The organism is Microbacterium sp. dk485 (genome assembly GCF_004570445.1).
Classification (GTDB): Bacteria; Actinomycetota; Actinomycetes; order Actinomycetales; family Microbacteriaceae; genus Microbacterium; species Microbacterium wangchenii.
The window spans coordinates 1,013,398-1,031,602 of sequence record NZ_SPQW01000001.1 but is presented as its reverse complement, the minus strand read 5'-3'; the positions used below and the strand labels follow the sequence as shown (position 1 = coordinate 1,031,602).

Sequence of the window (18,205 nt, the reverse complement as noted above, 5' to 3'; positions counted from 1 at the left end):
GGGACCCGGGACGGAAGGGATGGACGTGCCCCGGACCGACGTAGTACTGCAACGGGCCCGCGGGCCGGCTCCTACCGCGTGCGGCGCGCCCACCGCGGACGCCACGATCGGCGGCGGTGCGTCTCCGATCGGGGAGCGGTCACGGGGGCGTCGGGCAGCGCACTGCGCATGGGGAAGGAGTCGTATCGGCTGGGGTCGCCGCCGGCCTGGATCGCCAGCAGGGCCGCCGCGAAGCTCATATCCATGATCTGTTACCTCCAAAGCCTTGTTTAGTGGAAACACTACGACTCGCCTCCGACATTCGCGGGTAAAGTGGGTTTCGGTGGAAACAGCAGCGGAGGTCTCGCGCACACGTTTCGTCGGCGGGACGCTCGCCCTCGACTTCGTCAACACGCGCGACGGGGGTCCGGGCGCAGAGCCCGACGACCTCGTCGTGAGCTACGGGCACCTCGTCTCCTGGGCCCGATCGGCCGGGGTGCTCGATGCCGGATCGGCCGACGCATTGCACGCGGCTGCGCACGCAGTCCCGACGTCGGCCGGTGACGCGTGGCAGCGGTCGCTCCAGGTACGAGGCGCTCTCGACGCCGTTCTCCGCCCGATCGCTGCGGGACTGCGTCCGGATGACGACGCGCTGGCGCGTCTGGCGGCCGAGGAAGCCGAGGCGCTCGCCGCGGCGACCCTGATGCCTGCGCGGCACGGGCAGGAGCCGGAGTACGAGTGGAGCTGGGACGCCGACGCCTCGCTCCACCGCCCGCTGAGGCAGATCGTGCATTCGGCCACGCAACTGCTCACGAACCCGACGGCCATCACGCGGCTGAAACAGTGCGCGGGCTGCGACTACCTCTTCATGGACGAGAGCAAGAACCGCAGCCGCAGGTGGTGCAGCATGCAGGACTGCGGCACGACTCAGAAGGTGAGCCGCTACGTCGCGGCCCGGCGCGCACGCTCGGAGGGCACCGCCTCGTCCTGAATCGAGTTCGGTCGCCGGGAAGCTTCGGCCCCGACCGAAGCTTCCCGCTCCTACGCTCGCGTCATGACCGACCACCACTACGCCACGACCCTCATGTGGACCGGCGACACCGGATCCGGATATGCCGGCTACGGCCGCGCGCACGACGTCCAGATCGGGGGCGACATCGTCACACTCAGCGCGGATGCCGCATTCCGCGGTGACGCGTCGCTGCCCAACCCGGAGCAGCTCCTGCTCGCCGCGGCGAGCTCGTGCCAGCTCTTGTCGTTCCTCGCCGTCGCCGCCCGAGCCGGCGTCGCCGTGCTCGCCTACCGCGACGACGCGACGGCGGTGATGCCGGCCGGGACCACACCCATGCGGGTCACCCGCGTACATCTCGCCCCGCGCATCGAGGTGCGGGGCGTGGATGCTGCGGTCGTGCGCCGGTTGGTCCACGACGCCCACGACGCCTGCTTCGTGGCCAACTCCCTCTCGGCGGAAGTCGTCGTGGTGCCCGACGTGGAGGTGGTGTCGTGAACGACCTCGCGATACCTGTGACCGACGTCGCGGCCGAGGTCGGTCACATCGGCCGCGTGCTGGGTGCGGCGGGCATCGGCCTCGAAGGCGGCGGGGTGTGGGCCGGGGAGGCGCACTACCTCGTGGCCGACGGCGCGGCAGCGGTCGCGGCGCTCGAGGTCGCCGGCGTGCGGGGAGCGCGGGTGACCCCAGCGCTGGTGACACCGCTGCGCGCAGACGTCCCGGGCGAACTCGGCCGCATCATGTCGGCACTGGCTCTTGCCGGTGTCGTCATCGGTGCCCAGTACAGTGACCACGACAACCGCAAGGTGTTCGTCGTCGACGACATCGAGCATGCCCGGGAGGTCCTGCGATGACCCAGCCTCGCGCATCCGTCGAATCCCTCGGCCAAGCCCTCGCCGAGCCGCGCCGGCTACGCATCCTGCTGGAGCTGCTGGGCGGCGTTCCGCTCCCGGCCGGCGCGCTCGCCGCACGCATCGGCGTCGCGCCATCCACGGTGAGCGGGCATCTCGCCCGCCTGCAGGAGGCGGGGCTCGTCCGGGTGGAGCAGCGAGGGCGCGCGAGGTGCGCGATGCTCGCCGATCCGAGCGTCGCCGAAGCCGTCGAGGCGCTGCTGCGGATGTCGGCTGAGCCGGCCGTCGCGTCGTGGTCGGGAACGACCGCCGGCTCGCGATGCGGCGGGCGCGGTCGTGCTACGACCACCTCGCGGGCGACCTCGGCATCGCGATGACCGATCACCTGGTTGCGCACGGCTGGGTGGACCCGGACGTGGGCTCCGCCATCGCTCCCGTCGACCGCATCGCACGGGGCCTCGGCCTGGCGCTGACGCTCGCCGAGTCACCGCGTCCCCTCGTGCGCGGCTGCACCGACTGGACGGCGCGCCGCTCCCACCTCGCCGGGCGTCTGGGCGCGGCCATCCTGACCGCGCTCCTGACGGAGGGATGGCTCACACGTCGGCGCGACGACCGCTCGCTGCGCATCACGCCGCGCGGGGAGGAGGGGTTCGCCCTGTTCGGAATCCGGATCCTCGGCTGACCACCGCGCCCGCTGCGGCCGAGGTCTGCGGTCGCCGACCGCGCGTGCGCGCGTCGGCATGACCCGGCGCATCCCTAGAATCGTAGACACGAGCGCGCGACGATTCCCCCGTCGTGTCATGACGATGGCGTCACCCGTGTGACGCGGCCAGGAGAGACACACGTGACGATCGAGAGCTTCACCTCGCACCGCGAGGCCTGGGCGGCTCAGGAGGAGCTTGCCGAACAGCTGATCCCGCGCATCGGGCGGCTGTACCGTGACCACGGCGTGGTCACCTCGATCCACGGGCAGAGGCTGATCAATCTGTCGGCGACCGGCGTCATCGCCGTGCACGAGCGCGCCACGCACCTCGGCCACGAGAAGCTGCGGCTCGAAGAGACGGCGCGCGTTCTCGACGCCCTGCTCGCCGTCGCGCCGCGGCCCGCGTCCGTCGATGTGGCGCGGCTCGCGCAGGCCCTGCGCGCCGAGGATGCGGCGGCCGAGGACGTGCTCGGCGAGCTGCTCGCCGGCCTCCCCACGCGGCGGGCCGAGGGTGCCGACGTCGTGCTGTACGGTTTCGGCCGCATCGGCCGGCTGCTCGCCCGCATCCTGATCGGGCACGCGGGCAACGGGCGTGCCCTGCGGCTTCGGGCGATCGTGGTGCGCCGAGGGTCGGACAACGACCTCATCAAGCGTGCGAGCCTGCTGCAGCGAGACTCGGTGCACGGTCCGTTCGAAGGATCCGTCACGGTCGACGCGGACGCGGATGTCCTCATCGCCAACGGCACCCGCATCCAGGTCATCTACTCCGACGACCCGGCGAGTGTGGACTACACGGTGTACGGCATCCAGGATGCGATCGTCGTGGACAACACCGGACGCTGGCGTGATGAGGAAGGTCTCTCGCGCCACCTGCAGAGCCCAGGAGTCTCGCGTGTGCTGCTCACGGCGCCGGGCAAGGGGGCGCTGAAGAACATCGTCCATGGCATCAACCACGACACGATCACGGCGGCCGACCGGATCCTCTCCGCCGCATCCTGCACGACCAACGCCATCACCCCGGTGCTGAAAGCGATCGACGACGCGTTCGGAGTCGAGCGCGGACACGTCGAGACCGTGCATTCGTTCACGAACGACCAGAACCTCATCGACAACTTCCACAAGGGCGACCGCCGTGGTCGTTCTGCCGTGCTGAACATGGTCATCACGGAGACGGGCGCGGCGACGGCAGTGGCCAAGGCGCTGCCGAAGCTCGCCGGCCGGCTGACGGGCTCCAGCATCCGCGTCCCCACGCCGGATGTGTCGCTGGCGATCCTCAACCTGACGCTGGCGAGCCCGGCCACCAAGGAGGAGATCAACGACTACCTGCGGCGCACGTCGATGCACTCCGACCTGCGGCAGCAGATCGACTACGTGGAGTCCCCCGAGGTGGTGTCCACCGACTTCGTGGGCTCGCACCGCGCCGGCATCGTCGACGGCCTCGCCACGATCGCCGACGGGGTGAACGTCGTGCTCTACGTCTGGTACGACAACGAGTACGGCTACTCGTGCCAGGTGATCCGCGTCCTGGAGGAGATGGCCGGCACCCACCCGGTCGTCGTGCCGCCGCGCACCGAGGTGCGTCGGGAGCTCACCGGAGTCTGAGGCCGGCCCGCCGTCAGGGTCGGGGTCGGCTGCCGCGTGTGAGGGCGGGCAGGAGCACATCGTCCACCAGGTGCTCGACCGTCTCCGGATCGAGCGCTCGCCGCTCCAGTGACACGCGACCGAATGCCACGGCCGGCACGATACCCGCGATCAGGGAGACCGGCACGGAGGGGGGCACCGTCCCCCGCTCGATCCATCGTTCGATGACGGCGACGATCGCCGCGACCGGGGGTGAGCCGATCGCCGAGCGGGCGGCTTCGCGGAGTTCCGTGTTGCCGCCCAGTTCGCTGAGCAGGCTCGCCAGCACGCGGGCGGAGCGGTCGTCGGCGCGCGCGTAGTGCATCGCCACCTCGACCAGGTCGTCTCTGAGCGACCCGGTGTCCGGCGTCGCGCCGCGTGACGCCAGTGCGCGCACCGCGGCGACCACCAGATCGATCTTGCCCGGCCACCGGCGGTAGATCGCGGCCTTGCTGCTGCCGGCAGCGCGAGCGACGTCTGCGACGGTCATGCCCGCGTAGCCCTTGTCGATGAGCAACTCCTGCGTGGCGTTCAGGATGCTGCGCTCCACGTCCGGATCGCGGGGTCTCCCCATGCGCTGCTGCTCGCTCGCGCCAAGGGTCATGAGGGCATTGTAGCTTTCGAGACTCCTTGGTACCGTATGCGTGATACGAGACCAGCGGGACTCGTATTGTGCGTCATCCGGACCCGCCTCAGATCGGAGAAGAACGTGACTGCCACAACATCCGCCCCTGCTCGCACCCGTCCGTCGGCTGGTCGGGCAGCGGTCATCCTGGTGATCGCCGTCGCGGTCGCCGTCGCGGGGAATGCGCTGATCGCCACACTGGCGGTCGCGGCCGGGGCGCCCGCGAGCTTCGGGCCGCTGACCTTCCCGGCCTACACGCTCTTCACCGCGCTCGGAATCGCCGCTGGATGGCTCGGGTGGGTCATCGTGAGTCGTCGTGCCCGCGACCCGCGGCGCGCGCTACTCATCCTCGTCCCCGTCCTGACCGTGCTGTCGTTCGTCCCCGACGTGCTGCTCCTCGCGACGGGCTTCATCCCCGGCACCACGACGCCCGCCGTGCTCGCGCTCATGTGCATGCACCTCGTGGTCGTCGCCGTCGCCGTCCCGGCGTACCGGCTCGCGCTGCCGGCGCCTCCGCGCTGAGATCATCGCCGCCGGCGGGCGTTCGGTCGGATCCTGCAGGCGAGCGCTTGACCGCCGTTCGCGTCGGGATCTAAGGTCCCTGGGGCCGCACGCTCGGACGGCGAAGCGGCGGGGAGGGGGTCCGGTGGACGACACGGCTTTCCTCGAGGAGGTCGCCGAGCGTCTGTTCTCGCTGGGGGGCGCGGAGGCCGTCGCCGTGGGCGGATCGCGGGCGCAGGGCACGGCACGCGCCGACAGCGACTGGGACCTCGCCGTGTACTATCGCGGTGCATTCTCACCGCAGGAGCTTCGCGATATCGGCTGGGAGGGCCACGTCTCCGAGCTCGGCGAGTGGGGCGGAGGGGTGTTCAACGGCGGTGCGTGGCTCACCATCGCAGGACGGCGTGTGGACGTGCACTACCGCGACCTCGATGTCGTGGAGCGCGAAGTCGCCGAAGCCGAGGACGGGCGATTCCGGATCGAGCCGCTCATGTTCCACCTGGCCGGCATCCCCACCTACCTTCTCGCGGCCGAACTCGCGGTGAACCGCACGCTGCGAGGCGAGCTGCCCCGGCCCTCCTACCCTGCTCCGCTCCGCCGGTCCGCGCCGGCGCAGTGGTGGGATCGTGCGGATGCCCTGTTCTCCTACGCCCGCTCGGGCCACGCGGCCCGCGGCCGGGTCGCTCAGGCCGTCGGCATGAGCGTCGAGGCAGCCACGTGCGCCGCGCACGCGGCCACCGCCGCCCGCGGCGTGTGGGTGACGAACGAGAAGACGCTGCTCGAGAGGACGGGGCTGCACGAGGTTCTCGACGGGTGCGTCCGCCACGTGGGGGAGGACGCGGTGGCGTTCGTCGACGCCGTCGCGCGCCACTGCGAGGATGCGGTCGCTGCCGCTCGAGCAGACGTGAGCGATCCCTCACCGCGCTGAGGACAGTCGCTCCACCTCCTCGGCGGTGAGCTCGAGCGACACCGCATCCATCGCCTCGTCGACGTATTCGACGCGACTGGCGCCGATGATGGGCGAGATGTCCTGCGCCAGCAGCCATGCCAGGACGACCTGGTTCTTCGTCGCCCCGCGCTCCCGCGCGACGTCGCCGAGAGCGACAAGCGCGCGCGTCGTCCCCGGGTGGTCGTACGGCTCGGAGAACGGCTTGTCCTCCCTCACGTAGCCGCCGTGCAGCAGCGGCGTGTACGCCCACACGGCGATGCCCTCCTCGTGCGCGAGATCCAGGTCGTCCGGCGTCAGCAGGCGGTGCCCCGCCTCGGGCAGAACCGTGAGGGGCCGCGGCTGGACGAGCGAATGGCGCAGCTGGAGGGCCGTCCACGGCTCGAGGCCGGCGGAGCGCGCGATGGTCCTGGCTCGCTCGACGCGCCAGCTCGCGTGGTTGGCCGCTCCGACTCGGCGCACCGCGCCCTCTGCGACCAGTTCCCCGAACGCGCGCACGGTCTCCTCCAGCTCGACGCTGCGATCCTCGGCGTGCGCCCACAGCAGGTCGACGGAGTCGACGCCCAGCCGGTCGAGGCTCGCGGCCACGCCCGCCCTGATCGCCGACCGTGACAGGCCCTCCGCGCTTTCGGGCCATCGGTGGGGGATCAGCGGATCCTGGCGCACTTTCGTCGCTATCCGCACCGCATCGCGGGCGCCGGATCGCGAGGCGAGCCACTCGCCCAGCACGCGCTCGCTCGCGCCGCCGACGCCGGATGGGTCGACCCAGAAGGAATAGCAGTTGGCGGTGTCCAGCCATCCGCCGCCGCGTTCGACGAATCGATCCACGACGTCGAAGGCGCGGTCTCGGGGGACCACGGTCCCGAAATCCATCGTTCCGAGGACGATGGATGCCGATGCCGTGGTCTGCGGATCTGTCATCGATGACTCCCTTGCGTGATTGGGGTTCGTGCGGCTTTTGCCGCCCCATCGTGCCACAGTTGTCATCCCTGGGGCGACAGCTGTGGACGGCATTCTGGGAGCCGGGCGCGGGATGGCTTCTCTCGCGCGACCTCGCGTCGTAAACTCAGGGGCGACAACGGCTGAGAGAAGGACGCGCGCATGCAGAACTCCATCGACTCGGCCGACGTCCAGGCGTTGGAGTGGGACGCCGTGCTGGCACACCGGAGCGATGCGACGACGATCGCCCAGGTGCGCGACCGGTTGGTCGATCACGGGGTCACGCCCGAGGCGGTGGCGGCGGCGTTGCGCGACGGCGGGTCGGACCTGGCGGCGGCCGCGACGAGCGACCGCGACGACTGGGCCGCTCCCTACGGCGGCCTCGTGGCCGTCGCGCTGATCTCCGCGGAGGTCGCCGCCTATTCGTCGCACCTCGTCGCGCGCGCCTCCGCCGTCCGATCCGTCGCCGTCGACGCGCTGCTCGAGGATTTTAGTGCTGTCTCGGTCGCGGGGGAGCTGGGGGTTTCCCGGCAGAAGGTCTACGAGATCGCCCGCGACAGCGGCAAGCGGCGAGCATCGATTGCGAGACACCATGGCCGATCGTCCTGATGCGCGGGCCGAGGTAGGGCCGCGGCTGCTGCATCCCGTCGAGGTGCGGGGTGCGCGGGTGGCGTACGCGAAGGCCACGGCACTGCGCATGGCGTCGTCGCCGCACTCGATGATCGCGATGACGCTCGTGCTGTGGGCGATCAGTTCGAACGTCGTGACGCCGGTGCTCGGGGCCGTGGTCGGGCTCGGCATCTGCGCCTACGTCGAGCGACACCACCGCGCCGAGGCCTGGGCGTTCATCCCCCGGCGGCGGCAGCATCCCGGGCGTGACGAGCCGGCACTGTGGTCGGCGGCGGGCAAGCTCCTCCCACTGTGCGCACTCGCATGGGCGCTCGGTGCCTATGTGTCGGTGCTCGGCGTCCGGGAGGCTCCGACGCTGGCCGGGTCGATGGCCGTCGGCGCGCTGGCGGCACTCGCGCTGGCTGAGCTCGCGGCCCTCCTATGGGACCGGCTCGCCCCCCGGGATCGTCGCGTGGATGCAGCACCCGCCGTGGTGGTCACCACGTCCGTCGTCGGCTCCCTCCTCGTGCTGGCCACCGGCATCGTCACGATCCTCGACCGCAGCAGCTGGGAGCAGTCGGGATTCCTGGTCGGCGCCGGCGTGCTGGTGGCCTACGTGACGCTGCTCCTCCTGCTCCGTCTGGTGCCCCGCAGCATCCGATGCGTGCCGGCGAGCGTCCTCCCCGCCTGAGCCCGCAGTGACACCCCGGGGTTGACAGATCCCGACCGCGCCTGCCAGTGTGTCACCCCAGGGGTTACGCCTGCGCGATTTTGGGAGGATCACATGCCAGCGGTTGTCGTCGATGCGCTCCGCAAATCGTTCGGAGACGTCAGAGCCGTCGAGGACGTCGGCTTCATCGTGGCGGAGGGTGAGGTCTTCGGCATCCTCGGACCCAACGGCGCGGGGAAGACCACCACCGTGGAGTGCGTGGCCGGTGCGCTCGCCCCGGATTCGGGCGCGATCCGGGTGCTGGGGGTCGACCCTCGTCGCTCGCCACGGTTGGTGAAGGAGCGGGTCGGGTACCAGCTGCAATCGTCCGCTCTGCCACCGGCCCTCCGCGTCGGAGAAGCTGTCGACCTGTTCGCCGCGTTCTACGACTCTCCGGTCGGCACCGCGGAGATCCTGGACCTCGTCGGGCTGGCCGCAGAGCGTCGGCGCCCGTACGGAAAGCTCTCCGGCGGCCAGCAGCAGCGACTCTCGATCGCCCTCGCACTGGTGGGCTCGCCGAAGATCGTCGTCTTCGACGAGCTCACGACCGGGCTCGATCCCATCGGCCGGCGGCTCGTGTGGGACCTGGTCGACCGCATCCGCGCCAGCGGCGTGACCATCCTCCTCGTGACGCACTATCTCGACGAGGTCGAGCGCCTCTGCGACCGGGTGGCCGTGATCGACCGGGGGCGGACCGTCTTCGTGGGCACGCCCGCGCAGCTGCGTCAGCCAAAGGAGGGCGGCGCGGAACAGCCGGCCACGCTCGAAGACGCGTATGTGCGCCTGCTCGGCTCCGGCCGGTCGGGCCGGAAGGAGGAGAGCTGACATGCGGGCGACGCGTGCACTGACGAAGGTGGAGTTCGTGCTCTTCCTGCGCAACCCCACGAGCGTGTTCATGGCACTTCTGCTGCCGTCCCTCCTGCTGCTCCTGCAGGGATACATCATCGGGGGGACCCTCGAACCGGTCGCCGCCTCCGGGCAGCGGGCCATCGACTTCTTCCTGCCGATCGCGATCGCAATCGCGGTGACGAGTGTCGCGATCACGAATTACCCGTCCGCCATCGGCGCGTACCGCGAGAGCGGGGTGCTGCGGCGACTGGGCACGACGCCCGTCGGCGCGCACCGGGTGCTGCTCGCGCAATGGCTGGTCAGCGGCGCGACCCTGCTGGCGTCGATCCTCGTCGCGTCGGTCCTCGCCCGCCTGGCCTTCGGCGCCGTCGCGCCGCGCAGCGCACCGCTCGTCGTGGCCGTGATCCTCCTGGGCGCCGTGGCCATGATGGCGGTGGGCTCGGTCATCGCCGCCGTCGCCGCGAGTGCTCAGATCGCGTACGGCATGGGGTTCCTGGTGTTCGTGGCCTGCCTGTTCACCGCGGGTGTGTGGACTCCGGGCCCGCTCATGCCGGAGCCGGTCCGGACCGTGTCATCGTTCACCCCGGTGGGGGCGATGACGCAGGCCCTCACCGACGCCTGGTACTCGGGGGGCACGACATGGTCGCCCTTCCTCGTCATGGGCGCCTGGGCCGTGGTCGCCGGGGTCGTGGCGCTGCGGATCTTCAGGTGGCGGTGACGCTCGCGGCGATCCGCGCGAGCAGCGGGTAGGGGAGCCGCCGCGGCCGCATCTGGTTGACGGTTCCGGCGATCAGCAGGCCGCTCTCCGGGTCGGCGAACAGCACACTCCCGAATGCCCCGGCGTGCCCGATCATGTCGGGCACGTGCAGTGGGAACGACTGCCACCGCGGCAGCGAGAACCGCATGACGCCCACCCCGTGCTGCAGGGGCACCGCGCCGCCGAGCGCGGAATTCCACTGCGCCGTCATCTCCGCGAGGTAGCGGGCGGGGAACAGCCCGCCGGAGAGGAACGCCCGCAGGAACTCCACCTGGTCCTCCGCCGTCGAGACGATGCCGCCGTCGGGGGCGAACGACGCCATGGTGCGCGGGATCCACAGGTGCCTCCGGCCGTGGCGGACGGATGCCACGGCGTCGTAGCGATCCAGGGTGTCCCGGGTGAAGAGCCACGTCGCCGAGAGCCCGAGGGGGTCGATGATGCGCGTGCGCACGAGATGCTCGAACGAGCTGCCCGTGCGCAGCTCGATCAGGCGCCCGAGGAGTTGATAGTTGGTGTCGCTGTAGTGGGCGCGACCAGGGGATCCGGGCGCGAACGGAGCCGGCAGTTCACGGGCACGTTGGAGGAGGGCATCGAACTCCCAGAACTCGTCGCGGATCAGCATCCGCTCGGCCACGGAGGTGCCGTCCGCACCGCGAAGCTCGAAGTAGTCGGGGATGCCCGAGGTGTGCGCGAGAAGCTGGCCCACCGTCACCTTCGCCGATCGATCCGCTCCGTCGATGACCGCCAAGCCGCGCATCGTCGCCGGTCCGAGGATGTCGATGGCCCGGGTCTCAAGCGTCAACCGGCCCTCGGCCCGCAGCTGCATGATCAGCGCCGCGGTGAACAGCTTCGTGATGCTGGCGACGAAATACGGCCGGTCCGCGGTCCACGACCATGCGAAGCCGGTGGGCGGATGCGCGACCGCCAGGCTCAGCCAGCCGACTGCCGGCCTGCGTGCGTAACGCCCCGCGAGGCGGTCGAGGCGGCGGCTCAGGTCCCCACTCGAGCGGATGGACGACATGCCTGCATGTTAGCGCCTATATAGGCGACATCCAGTAGCCATGCGGAATGCGCTGACATATCCCCCTCAGGTCGCGCGCGGCCCATACTTCCGAGTGATGTGGCCGCCGGGTTCGGGTTCGTAGCGTCGAAGCGTGGACGTCATCAACGATTTCGTGGTTCAGGCCGCCGCTTCGCCGTGGGTCTTCCTCGTCATGTTCGCCACCGCGGTCATCGACGGCGTCTTTCCGCCGATCCCCAGCGAAACGGTGCTCGTGGCGGCCGCGGCCGTGGCGGCGGCGAGCCAGTCCTATCCGACCATCGCGCTCCTGTGCGCGGCCGCGGCGCTCGGCGCGGTGATCGGCGACAACCTCGCCTACGCGCTGGGCCGTGGCGTGGGGACCACGCGGTTCGCATGGATGCGGCGTCCGCGGGTGGCTGCGATCTTCGCTCACGCGCAGCAGGGGCTCGCGCATCGAGGTGCTCCGCTGATCCTCGGTGCCCGCTACATCCCGGTGGGGCGCGTCGCCGTCAACGTGTCGGCGGGAGCGCTGGGCTACCCGTGGCGGCGCTTCCTGCCCCTCAGCATCCTGGCCGGCAGCACCTGGGCGATCTACAGCGCCGCGATCGGCGTTCTTGCGGGCGCGTGGCTGGAGGGCCAACCGCTGCTCAGCGCCGCCCTGGGTGTGGGCGTCGCCATCGTGATCGGGATCGTCATCGACCGTGCGCTGGCCGCTCGACGCCGGCGAGCCGCTGACGCGGCGTGCGCGGAGAGCTTCAGGCCTGCTGCTCGAGTCGGCTGAGCACCGTCTCGATCCAGTCCAGTTCCGTCCTGACGTGCTGCAGGCCGTTGTCCAGGGTGGCGGCCCGCAGGAGCTCCGCGACGGTGGCGGGTTCGCGGGGCGCCTCGACCGACTCGAGCTCGGCCAGCTGCGCGAGCATCTCCGCCCGGCGACCCTCGAGCAGTTCCCGCACGGCCGCCGGCGGCAGTCGATCCGCGAAGAAGAGCCGCGCGAGGAAGGGTTCGCGGGTGGGCTCGGGGGGAAGCGGGGAGGTCAGCCACGCGTCGAGGGCCTCGCTCCCGGCTTCGGTGATGCTGTGCAGGTGCAGGTTCGGCCGGTCATCCTGCGGCACGGTCCGCCGCGTCGCGAGGCCGTCCGTCACGAGAGCCGCCAGGGTGCGGTAGATCTGCGACTGGTCGGCGGTCCAGAAATGCCCGACGCTCGCGTCGATCACCTTCTTCACCTCGTACCCGCTCATCGGCCGGCTCGACAGCAGGCCCAGGATAGCGAAGCGCAACGACACGTCTGGAGGCTAACAGCCGCAGGATCGCGGTGAGTCGAACCTGCTCCGGGCCGCGCCGGAGAGTGCGTGGCCGGGTGCCATCGGAGCGCTGTCGTCCGCCGGCGAGCTTCCCCCGTTCGCGCCTGTTCGGTGCGATCGCGCCGGTAAGAAGTGGCGCGGTTGCGCGGATGTGGCGCAGAGGCCGCGGCGGCGGGCAGGCATTTCTGAGCTGACGGTGGAGAAGAGTACAGGGGGAGCGGCCGCGAGGCGAGGGGCGGCTGACAGCGGGGCGAAGGAGGAGGCTGGAAGCACGAATCCACACCCTGGAGGTTTCATGTACTTTCACGTTCAGCAGCTGATCAACGAGATCGAGCAGGACGAGCCGGATCCCGCCGCCGCCAACGCGCTCCAGGAAGGGCTCGGCGGCCAGTTCGGCGAGATGCGCACGATGATGCAGTACCTGTTCCAGAGCATGAATTTCCGTGGTCCGTCCGCGAAGCCCTACAAGGACCTCATCCAGGGCATCGGCACGGAGGAGATCAGCCACGTCGAACTCATCGGGACGACCATCTCGCGCCTGCTCGACGGATCGCCGCGCTACCAGGGCAAGCCCACCGATCCCGTCGACGCACCCGGCGCCAAGGGCGCCATCCCGTTGAACATCGCGCTGTCCGAGAGCAACATCCACCACTACCTCGTCGGCGCGCAGGGCGCGATGCCGGTGGATGCGGCGGGGAACCCGTGGCTGGGCAGCTACGTCTACAACTCGGGAAACCTGGTCCTGGACCTGCTCTACAACCTCATGCTGGAATCCACCGGGCGGCTGCAGAAGTGCCGCCTGTACGAGATGACCGACAACAAGACCGCGCGCAGCACGATCTCGTACCTGATCGTGCGTGACCAGGCGCACGAGAACGCCTACGCGAAGGCGCTGGAGACCCTGGGCGTGAACTGGCGGACGGCGCTGCCGATCCCGAAGACCAACGCGGAGAAGTTCCCCGAGGTGGCCCGGCTCCTCGAGATGGGGCTGCAGAGCAAGCAGTACTCCTTCGATCTCACCAACCAGTCCGAGGCGGGCAAGATCTACCAGGGCCTGTCGCCGTCGGGCGACGGGACGCAGCTCGACGCCAGCGAGCAGGCGCCCGCGGGTGCGCCCATGACGATCGGCGCCGAGCGCTTCGAGGAGTTCGCTCCCGGCGCCGATGCCGACCTGCAGGAGCTCATCGCCGCCACTGCGGCGATGGAGATGGCCGACATCGACCGGACCTTCGGCGAGATGCGCTGACCCGTTCCGTGCGCCGGGCGGGCTCCGCCCGGCGCACGGAGCCCCCGGTGTGTGGTGCGCGGGCGACTCAGCGGGGGTGCAGCGACCGTGAGCGGACGGCGTCGTACGTCGAGCGGATCGCTGCGACGGAGGCGGTGTAGTCGGCCTGCACGACGCCGATGAACAGGCAGTCCACGACCATGAGCTGCGCGATGCGGCTGCCCAGCGCGCCGGAGCGGAAGGGCGTCTCGCGTGCCGCGGTGTAGAGGGCGACGTCGGCCTCACGCGTGATCGAGGAGTCGGGAACGTTGGTGATCGCCACCGTCGCCGATCCGGCCGCGCGGGCCAGACGGAGGAACTCCACCGTGTCCATGGTCTCCCCGGAGTGGGAGATCGCCACCGCCACGCTTCGCGGCCCCAGGACGGCGGCTGCCGTCCAGGCCGTATGGGCGTCGGGCCACGTGATCGCGGTCCGTCCGATGCGGCTGAGCTTGCGTTGCAGGTCGATGCCCACGACAGCGCTGGCGCCCACACCGAAGACATCGATGCGGTCGGCCTGGGCGAGGGCTGTCACGGCCTGCGCGAGCGCGCCGGTGTCGAGTACGTCAGCGGTGTCGCTGATGGAGAGCGTCTCATCCCGCGCGACCTTGGCGACGATCTGCTCAAGGGTGTCGTCGGGGGCGATGTCGCTCGCGGTCGCGGGGACCGACTGGACGAGCAGGCTGGCGCGCAGGGTCTCCTGCGCGAGGTCGTGCTTGAGGTCCTTGAATCCGGTGAAGCCGAGGCGCCGGTAGAAGCGCACGACCGTGGTGGTCGACGTTCCCGCCGCGTCGGCGACCTCGTTGATGCTGAGCGTGGAGAAGGCCTCCGGATCGGCCAGCAGGCTCTCGGCCAATCGCTTCTCGGAGGGGGGCATCGAGGGGATCAGCGCCCGGACCGTGGACAGCAGCGGACGTGCGGTGTGGGTGGGCGCGCCGTCGGGGCGCTGTCCGGTCATACCGACACGGTAGCCGAATCGGGTTCTCGGCAGTAAGTTACTTCCAAGAAACATCGGTCGTAAATAATTGACCAATCCGAGGCGGTCGGCAACGAGGCCGCCGGTACCCGATCTGGAGAACCTCATGAAGAGAGCTTCCGTTCCCCGCGCCGCCGTCGGTGCTGTGGGCACCCTCGCCGTCGCGGCGATCGCTCTGACCGCCTGCTCGGCCCCCGAAGCCTCGGGTGAAGGATCCGACGCGCCGCAGAATCTGGTCATCGGCGTCACGGCCGACGTCGACACCCTCCTGCCGTGGACGAGCACGCAGTTCCAGGCGACGCACGTGCTGCAGAACCTGTACGGCACCCTCACCGAGTTCGACGACGACCTCGCCGTCACGGAGGGTCTCGCCGAGTCGTGGGAGACGAGCGAAGACGGCCTGACTGTGACGTTCCAGCTCCGCGAGGGCGTCGCCTTCGCCGACGGCAGCGACCTGGACGCCGAGGACGTCGTGGCGTCCTACCAGGCGATCAAGGATGAGGCCACCGCGGCCGTCTCGGCGACCAACCTCGCCTCGGTCGAGACGATCGAGGCCGTTGACCCGCTGACCGTGCAGCTGACGCTGAGCGCTCCCGACGCCGCGCTGTTCTCCAAGCTCGCCGTCATCACCACCGCGATCCTGCCCTCCGACGTCGACCTGGCGGCGCTGGAGACCGAGCCCAACGGGACGGGCGCCTTCGTCTTCGAAGACCGCACGCCCAACCAGTCGCTGATCCTCGCCGCCAACCCGGAGTACTGGGGCGGGGAGCCGGAGGTCGACACGGTGGAGTTCCGCGTCATCCCCGACCAGTCGGCGATCGTCTCCGCACTGCAGGCCGGCAGCGTCCAGATGGCCGTCTTCGACGACCAGCTGGTGGCCGACACCATCGGCGGATCCGTCGAGGTGACCGAGACGCCGCAGCTGAGCTACCACGTGCTGCAGATCAACAGCCGGGTCGCGCCGCTGGACGACGTCAACGTCCGCCTCGCGATCGCGTGCGCGATCGACCGTCAGGAAGTGCTCGACACCGCAGCCCTGGGCGCCGGCGAGGTCACCGGACCCATCACCTCGCCCGCCTTCCGCTCCGACCCCGATGCCCGCCCGTGCCCCGAGGCCGACATCGACGCTGCGAAGGAGCACTTGGCGGAGGCCGGGTACGAAGACGGTCTGACGCTCCGCGCCATCGTCAACCAGGACGGATACTCCACCGCGGTTGCCGAGGCGGAGAACATCCAGGCCCAGCTGAAGAACGCCGGCATCACGCTGGAGATCGAGTCGCTCGAGTCGGGCGCGTACGTCGACCGCTGGGTCGCCGCCGACTTCGAGCTCGCCGTCGCGCTCAACGGCGGCCAGCCCGATCCCGACGCCTCCTACGGCCGGTACTTCACCAGCACCGGCAGCCTGAACCCGGTCGCCGGCTACAGCTCGGAGACCCTCGACGCGCTGTTCGCCGAGGGCAAGGCCGAGTCGGACGAGGCCGCGCGCAAGGCGATCTACGACGACGTCGCCGCGGAGCTGGAGGACAACGCTGCGTGGGTGTGGCTGTTCACCTCCTACAACTACACCGCGACCGCCGAGGGCGTCTCCGGCTTCGTGCCCCTGTCCAACGGCTCGCTGCAGAACCTGCGCGACGTCACCATCGACTGAGCACTCGCGGGCCGGACGGGCCGCTGCGCCCTGTCCGGTCCGCGTGGGAGTCCCATGCTGCACCGCATTCTCGTCTCGCCTGTCACGCGCCGCGTCGGCAGCGCGCTCCTGACCCTCTTCGGCGTCGCCGTGGCGGTGTTCCTCATGCTCCGGGCCCTCCCCGGTGACCAGATCACGGCCGCGTACGGCACGGAGGCCGCCGCGCTGTCCCCGGAACAGCGCTCCGCGCTGGAGGCCTACTACGGACTCGACCAGCCGCTCATCGTCCAGTTCTTCACATGGCTGGGCGCGGTCGCGACGGGAAACCTCGGGTTCTCCGCGCGGGCCCAGCAGTCGGTCCTGGAGATGACCGCGCTCGCTCTGCCGGTCACGCTCGAGCTCGCGCTCCTGGCGATCGTCATCGCCCTGGCCATCGGCATCCCACTCGGCATGCTGTCGGCCTCCCGTCCGAACTCGCTGCGGGACTGGGTGGGGCAGGGCGTCGGACTGGCCGGCCTCGGTGTCCCGGCCTTCCTCCTGGCCACCACTCTGCTGGCCGTCTCGGCCCAGGCGTTCGGGTTCAATCCGAACGGGCTGGGCTTCGCCCGGCTGTGGGAAGACCCCGTGCGCAACCTTCTGCAGATGCTGATGCCGGCGCTCGTCCTCGGCTTCGGCATCGCCGCGCCGATCATGCGCACCACGCGGACGGCCGTACTTGAGGTGCGCGGGCTCGATTTCGTCCGCACCGCCCGCGCCAAGGGCGTACCGCCGCGCCGCCTGCAGTGGCGGCACGTGCTGCGCAACGCCCTGATCCCCATCGTGACCATGACCGGTCTGCAGTTCGGGTACCTCCTGGGCGGCGCCGTCGTGGTCGAGCAGATCTTCTCGCTTCCCGGAATCGGCCGTCAGGTCCTCCTCGGCATCAACCAGAAGGAGTTCGCCGTCGTGCAGAGCACCGTGCTCGTGATCGCGATGCTCTTCGTCATCGTGAACCTCCTCACCGACCTGCTGTACCGCCGCATCGACCCGCGGGTGCGTGCCGCATGAGCGATACCGTCGCCGCCCCCGCCGTCCCGCCCCGCTCCGCCGGGCGCGCCTTCGCACCGCTGCTGCGCAGCCCGAGCGGCCTGACGGGGCTCATCATCGTCGGCGTGTTCGTCCTGCTGTCGATCGCCTCCGCGTCGGGCCTGCTGGGTGATCCCAGCGCCCAGGACACCACCTCCCGTCTGCAGCCGCCCTCCGGCGCGCATCTGTTCGGAACGGATCAGTTCGGGCGTGACGTGTTCACCCGCGTCGCCTCCGGGGTCGTGAACTCGGCGCTCGTCGCTGTCGTGGCGGTGGGCTTCGCCGCTCTCGTGGGCACCGTCGGGGGCATCGTCTCCGGATACCTGCGCGGCGTCGGCGACAGCGTCATCGGCGGCATCACGAACGTGCTCTTCGCCTTCCCCCCGCTGCTGCTGGCCCTGACGCTGGCATCGGTGTTCACGCGCAACTGGTTCACCGTGGCCGTGGCCATCGCGGTCGTGTACACGCCCATCTTCGTGCGCGTGACGCGGGGCCCCGTGCTGTCGCTGCGCGAGATCGACTACGTCAGCGCCGCCAAGGCCACCGGCATGGGCAGCGTCGGCATCATGGCGCGGCACATCCTGCCCAACATCACCGGCATCCTCATCGTGCAGATCACCCTCTCGCTGTCGTGGGCCGTGCTCACCGAGGCCTCGCTGAGCTTCCTGGGCTTCGGCACGCCGCCGCCGGCCGCGTCGCTCGGATCGATGGTGTTCGACGCGCAGACCCTCATCGTCGCGGCGCCATGGACGATGGCCGGCCCCGGCCTCGTGCTCATCCTGCTCATCATCGGGCTCAACCTCCTCGGCGACGGACTGCGCGACGCCCTCGACCCCAATCGCAAAGGACGCTGA

General features: G+C 70.4%; 23 protein-coding genes. 17 read left to right on the top strand and 6 right to left on the bottom strand.

Annotation, left to right across the window (positions count from 1 at the left end; translation table 11 throughout):
• Positions 1-71: 71 nt before the first annotated feature.
• Positions 72-245, bottom strand: a complete 174-nt coding sequence (locus E4V99_RS18415; RefSeq protein ID WP_167747699.1) for a hypothetical protein — start codon at positions 243-245, stop codon at positions 72-74.
• Positions 246-322: 77 nt separating this feature from the next.
• Between E4V99_RS18415 and E4V99_RS04785 the strand changes: the two genes are divergently transcribed.
• The 6 genes from E4V99_RS04785 to E4V99_RS04760 all read left to right on the top strand — a co-directional run bounded on the left by E4V99_RS04785 (position 323) and on the right by E4V99_RS04760 (position 4,144).
• The gene (locus E4V99_RS04785) at positions 323-970 is read left to right on the top strand and encodes an ABATE domain-containing protein (protein ID WP_167747700.1); all 648 of its coding nucleotides are present in this window, start codon (positions 323-325) and stop codon (positions 968-970) included.
• A 63-nt stretch (positions 971-1,033) separates the two neighbouring features.
• Positions 1,034-1,486, top strand: a complete 453-nt coding sequence (locus E4V99_RS04780; protein ID WP_135063000.1) for an OsmC family protein — start codon at positions 1,034-1,036, stop codon at positions 1,484-1,486.
• Positions 1,483-1,842, top strand: coding sequence for an amino acid-binding ACT domain-containing protein (locus E4V99_RS04775; protein WP_135063002.1), 360 nt, complete (start codon positions 1,483-1,485; stop codon positions 1,840-1,842). Before E4V99_RS04780 ends, E4V99_RS04775 begins: the two co-directional genes overlap by 4 nt.
• Positions 1,839-2,216 carry a helix-turn-helix domain-containing protein gene (locus tag E4V99_RS04770; protein ID WP_135116553.1) on the top strand — a complete coding sequence of 126 codons (378 nt, stop codon included), beginning with the start codon at positions 1,839-1,841 and terminating at the stop codon, positions 2,214-2,216. Before E4V99_RS04775 ends, E4V99_RS04770 begins: the two co-directional genes overlap by 4 nt.
• Positions 2,213-2,521 carry a hypothetical protein gene (locus E4V99_RS04765; protein ID WP_135116552.1) on the top strand — a complete coding sequence of 103 codons (309 nt, stop codon included), beginning with the start codon at positions 2,213-2,215 and terminating at the stop codon, positions 2,519-2,521. The genes E4V99_RS04770 and E4V99_RS04765 overlap by 4 nt, the downstream gene beginning before the upstream one ends.
• Positions 2,522-2,689: 168 nt before the next feature.
• The gene (locus E4V99_RS04760; protein ID WP_135070717.1) at positions 2,690-4,144 is read left to right on the top strand and encodes a glyceraldehyde-3-phosphate dehydrogenase; all 1,455 of its coding nucleotides are present in this window, start codon (positions 2,690-2,692) and stop codon (positions 4,142-4,144) included.
• Between the two features lie 13 nt (positions 4,145-4,157).
• Here E4V99_RS04760 and E4V99_RS04755 read toward each other — a convergent pair whose 3' ends face one another.
• Positions 4,158-4,766, bottom strand: coding sequence for a TetR/AcrR family transcriptional regulator (locus tag E4V99_RS04755; RefSeq protein ID WP_240742780.1), 609 nt, complete (start codon positions 4,764-4,766; stop codon positions 4,158-4,160).
• Positions 4,767-4,871: 105 nt separating this feature from the next.
• Here E4V99_RS04755 and E4V99_RS04750 point away from each other — a divergent pair, with 105 nt between their 5' ends.
• Positions 4,872-5,309: a DUF6069 family protein gene (locus E4V99_RS04750; protein ID WP_135063006.1), complete on the top strand. Its 438-nt coding sequence runs from the start codon at positions 4,872-4,874 to the stop codon at positions 5,307-5,309.
• 124 nt (positions 5,310-5,433) lie between these two features.
• Positions 5,434-6,216 carry a nucleotidyltransferase domain-containing protein gene (locus E4V99_RS04745; RefSeq protein WP_135116551.1) on the top strand — a complete coding sequence of 261 codons (783 nt, stop codon included), beginning with the start codon at positions 5,434-5,436 and terminating at the stop codon, positions 6,214-6,216.
• On the opposite strand, the gene E4V99_RS04740 is transcribed toward E4V99_RS04745, so the two are convergent.
• Positions 6,205-7,155, bottom strand: a complete 951-nt coding sequence (locus tag E4V99_RS04740; protein WP_209305586.1) for an aldo/keto reductase — start codon at positions 7,153-7,155, stop codon at positions 6,205-6,207. The genes E4V99_RS04745 and E4V99_RS04740 overlap by 12 nt on opposite strands.
• A 180-nt stretch (positions 7,156-7,335) precedes the next feature.
• Here E4V99_RS04740 and E4V99_RS04735 point away from each other — a divergent pair, with 180 nt between their 5' ends.
• The 4 genes from E4V99_RS04735 to E4V99_RS04720 all read left to right on the top strand — a co-directional run bounded on the left by E4V99_RS04735 (position 7,336) and on the right by E4V99_RS04720 (position 10,058).
• The gene (locus E4V99_RS04735; RefSeq protein ID WP_135063010.1) at positions 7,336-7,782 is read left to right on the top strand and encodes a hypothetical protein; all 447 of its coding nucleotides are present in this window, start codon (positions 7,336-7,338) and stop codon (positions 7,780-7,782) included.
• Positions 7,766-8,473 (top strand): hypothetical protein, encoded by a 708-nt coding sequence (locus E4V99_RS04730; protein WP_135116550.1) that lies wholly within the window; start codon positions 7,766-7,768, stop codon positions 8,471-8,473. The genes E4V99_RS04735 and E4V99_RS04730 overlap by 17 nt, the downstream gene beginning before the upstream one ends.
• Before the next feature lie 93 nt (positions 8,474-8,566).
• Positions 8,567-9,316: an ABC transporter ATP-binding protein gene (locus E4V99_RS04725; protein ID WP_135116549.1), complete on the top strand. Its 750-nt coding sequence runs from the start codon at positions 8,567-8,569 to the stop codon at positions 9,314-9,316.
• Between the two features lies 1 nt (position 9,317).
• Positions 9,318-10,058 (top strand): ABC transporter permease, encoded by a 741-nt coding sequence (locus E4V99_RS04720; RefSeq protein ID WP_167758073.1) that lies wholly within the window; start codon positions 9,318-9,320, stop codon positions 10,056-10,058.
• On the opposite strand, the gene E4V99_RS04715 is transcribed toward E4V99_RS04720, so the two are convergent.
• Entirely contained in the window at positions 10,045-11,118 is a 1,074-nt protein-coding gene (locus tag E4V99_RS04715) for a serine hydrolase domain-containing protein (RefSeq protein WP_135116547.1), read from the bottom strand. The two genes, E4V99_RS04720 and E4V99_RS04715, sit on opposite strands and share 14 nt — an antisense overlap.
• A 133-nt stretch (positions 11,119-11,251) precedes the next feature.
• Here E4V99_RS04715 and E4V99_RS04710 point away from each other — a divergent pair, with 133 nt between their 5' ends.
• Positions 11,252-11,899, top strand: coding sequence for a VTT domain-containing protein (locus E4V99_RS04710; protein WP_135063020.1), 648 nt, complete (start codon positions 11,252-11,254; stop codon positions 11,897-11,899).
• On the opposite strand, the gene E4V99_RS04705 is transcribed toward E4V99_RS04710, so the two are convergent.
• A complete protein-coding gene (locus E4V99_RS04705) occupies positions 11,874-12,401 on the bottom strand; it encodes a PadR family transcriptional regulator (RefSeq protein WP_135063022.1) in 528 nt (175 codons plus the stop codon). The genes E4V99_RS04710 and E4V99_RS04705 overlap by 26 nt on opposite strands.
• A 313-nt stretch (positions 12,402-12,714) precedes the next feature.
• On the opposite strand from E4V99_RS04705, the gene E4V99_RS04700 reads away from it, so the two are divergent.
• On the top strand, positions 12,715-13,665 hold the full coding sequence (locus tag E4V99_RS04700) for a manganese catalase family protein (RefSeq protein WP_135063024.1): 951 nt from the start codon (positions 12,715-12,717) through the stop codon (positions 13,663-13,665).
• 67 nt (positions 13,666-13,732) lie between these two features.
• Here the strand turns inward: E4V99_RS04700 and E4V99_RS04695 are convergent, their stop codons facing one another.
• A complete protein-coding gene (locus tag E4V99_RS04695; RefSeq protein ID WP_135063027.1) occupies positions 13,733-14,641 on the bottom strand; it encodes a MurR/RpiR family transcriptional regulator in 909 nt (302 codons plus the stop codon).
• A gap of 124 nt (positions 14,642-14,765) precedes the next feature.
• Here E4V99_RS04695 and E4V99_RS04690 point away from each other — a divergent pair, with 124 nt between their 5' ends.
• Genes E4V99_RS04690 through E4V99_RS04680 form a run of 3 tightly spaced genes read left to right on the top strand, consistent with a single transcriptional unit; the run spans position 14,766 to position 18,205 of the window.
• Positions 14,766-16,307, top strand: a complete 1,542-nt coding sequence (locus E4V99_RS04690) for an ABC transporter substrate-binding protein (protein ID WP_135063029.1) — start codon at positions 14,766-14,768, stop codon at positions 16,305-16,307.
• Between the two features lie 54 nt (positions 16,308-16,361).
• A complete protein-coding gene (locus E4V99_RS04685) occupies positions 16,362-17,333 on the top strand; it encodes an ABC transporter permease (RefSeq protein ID WP_135063031.1) in 972 nt (323 codons plus the stop codon).
• Complete coding sequence (locus E4V99_RS04680) at positions 17,330-18,205, top strand: ABC transporter permease (protein WP_135116546.1); 876 nt, start codon at positions 17,330-17,332, stop codon at positions 18,203-18,205. The genes E4V99_RS04685 and E4V99_RS04680 overlap by 4 nt, the downstream gene beginning before the upstream one ends.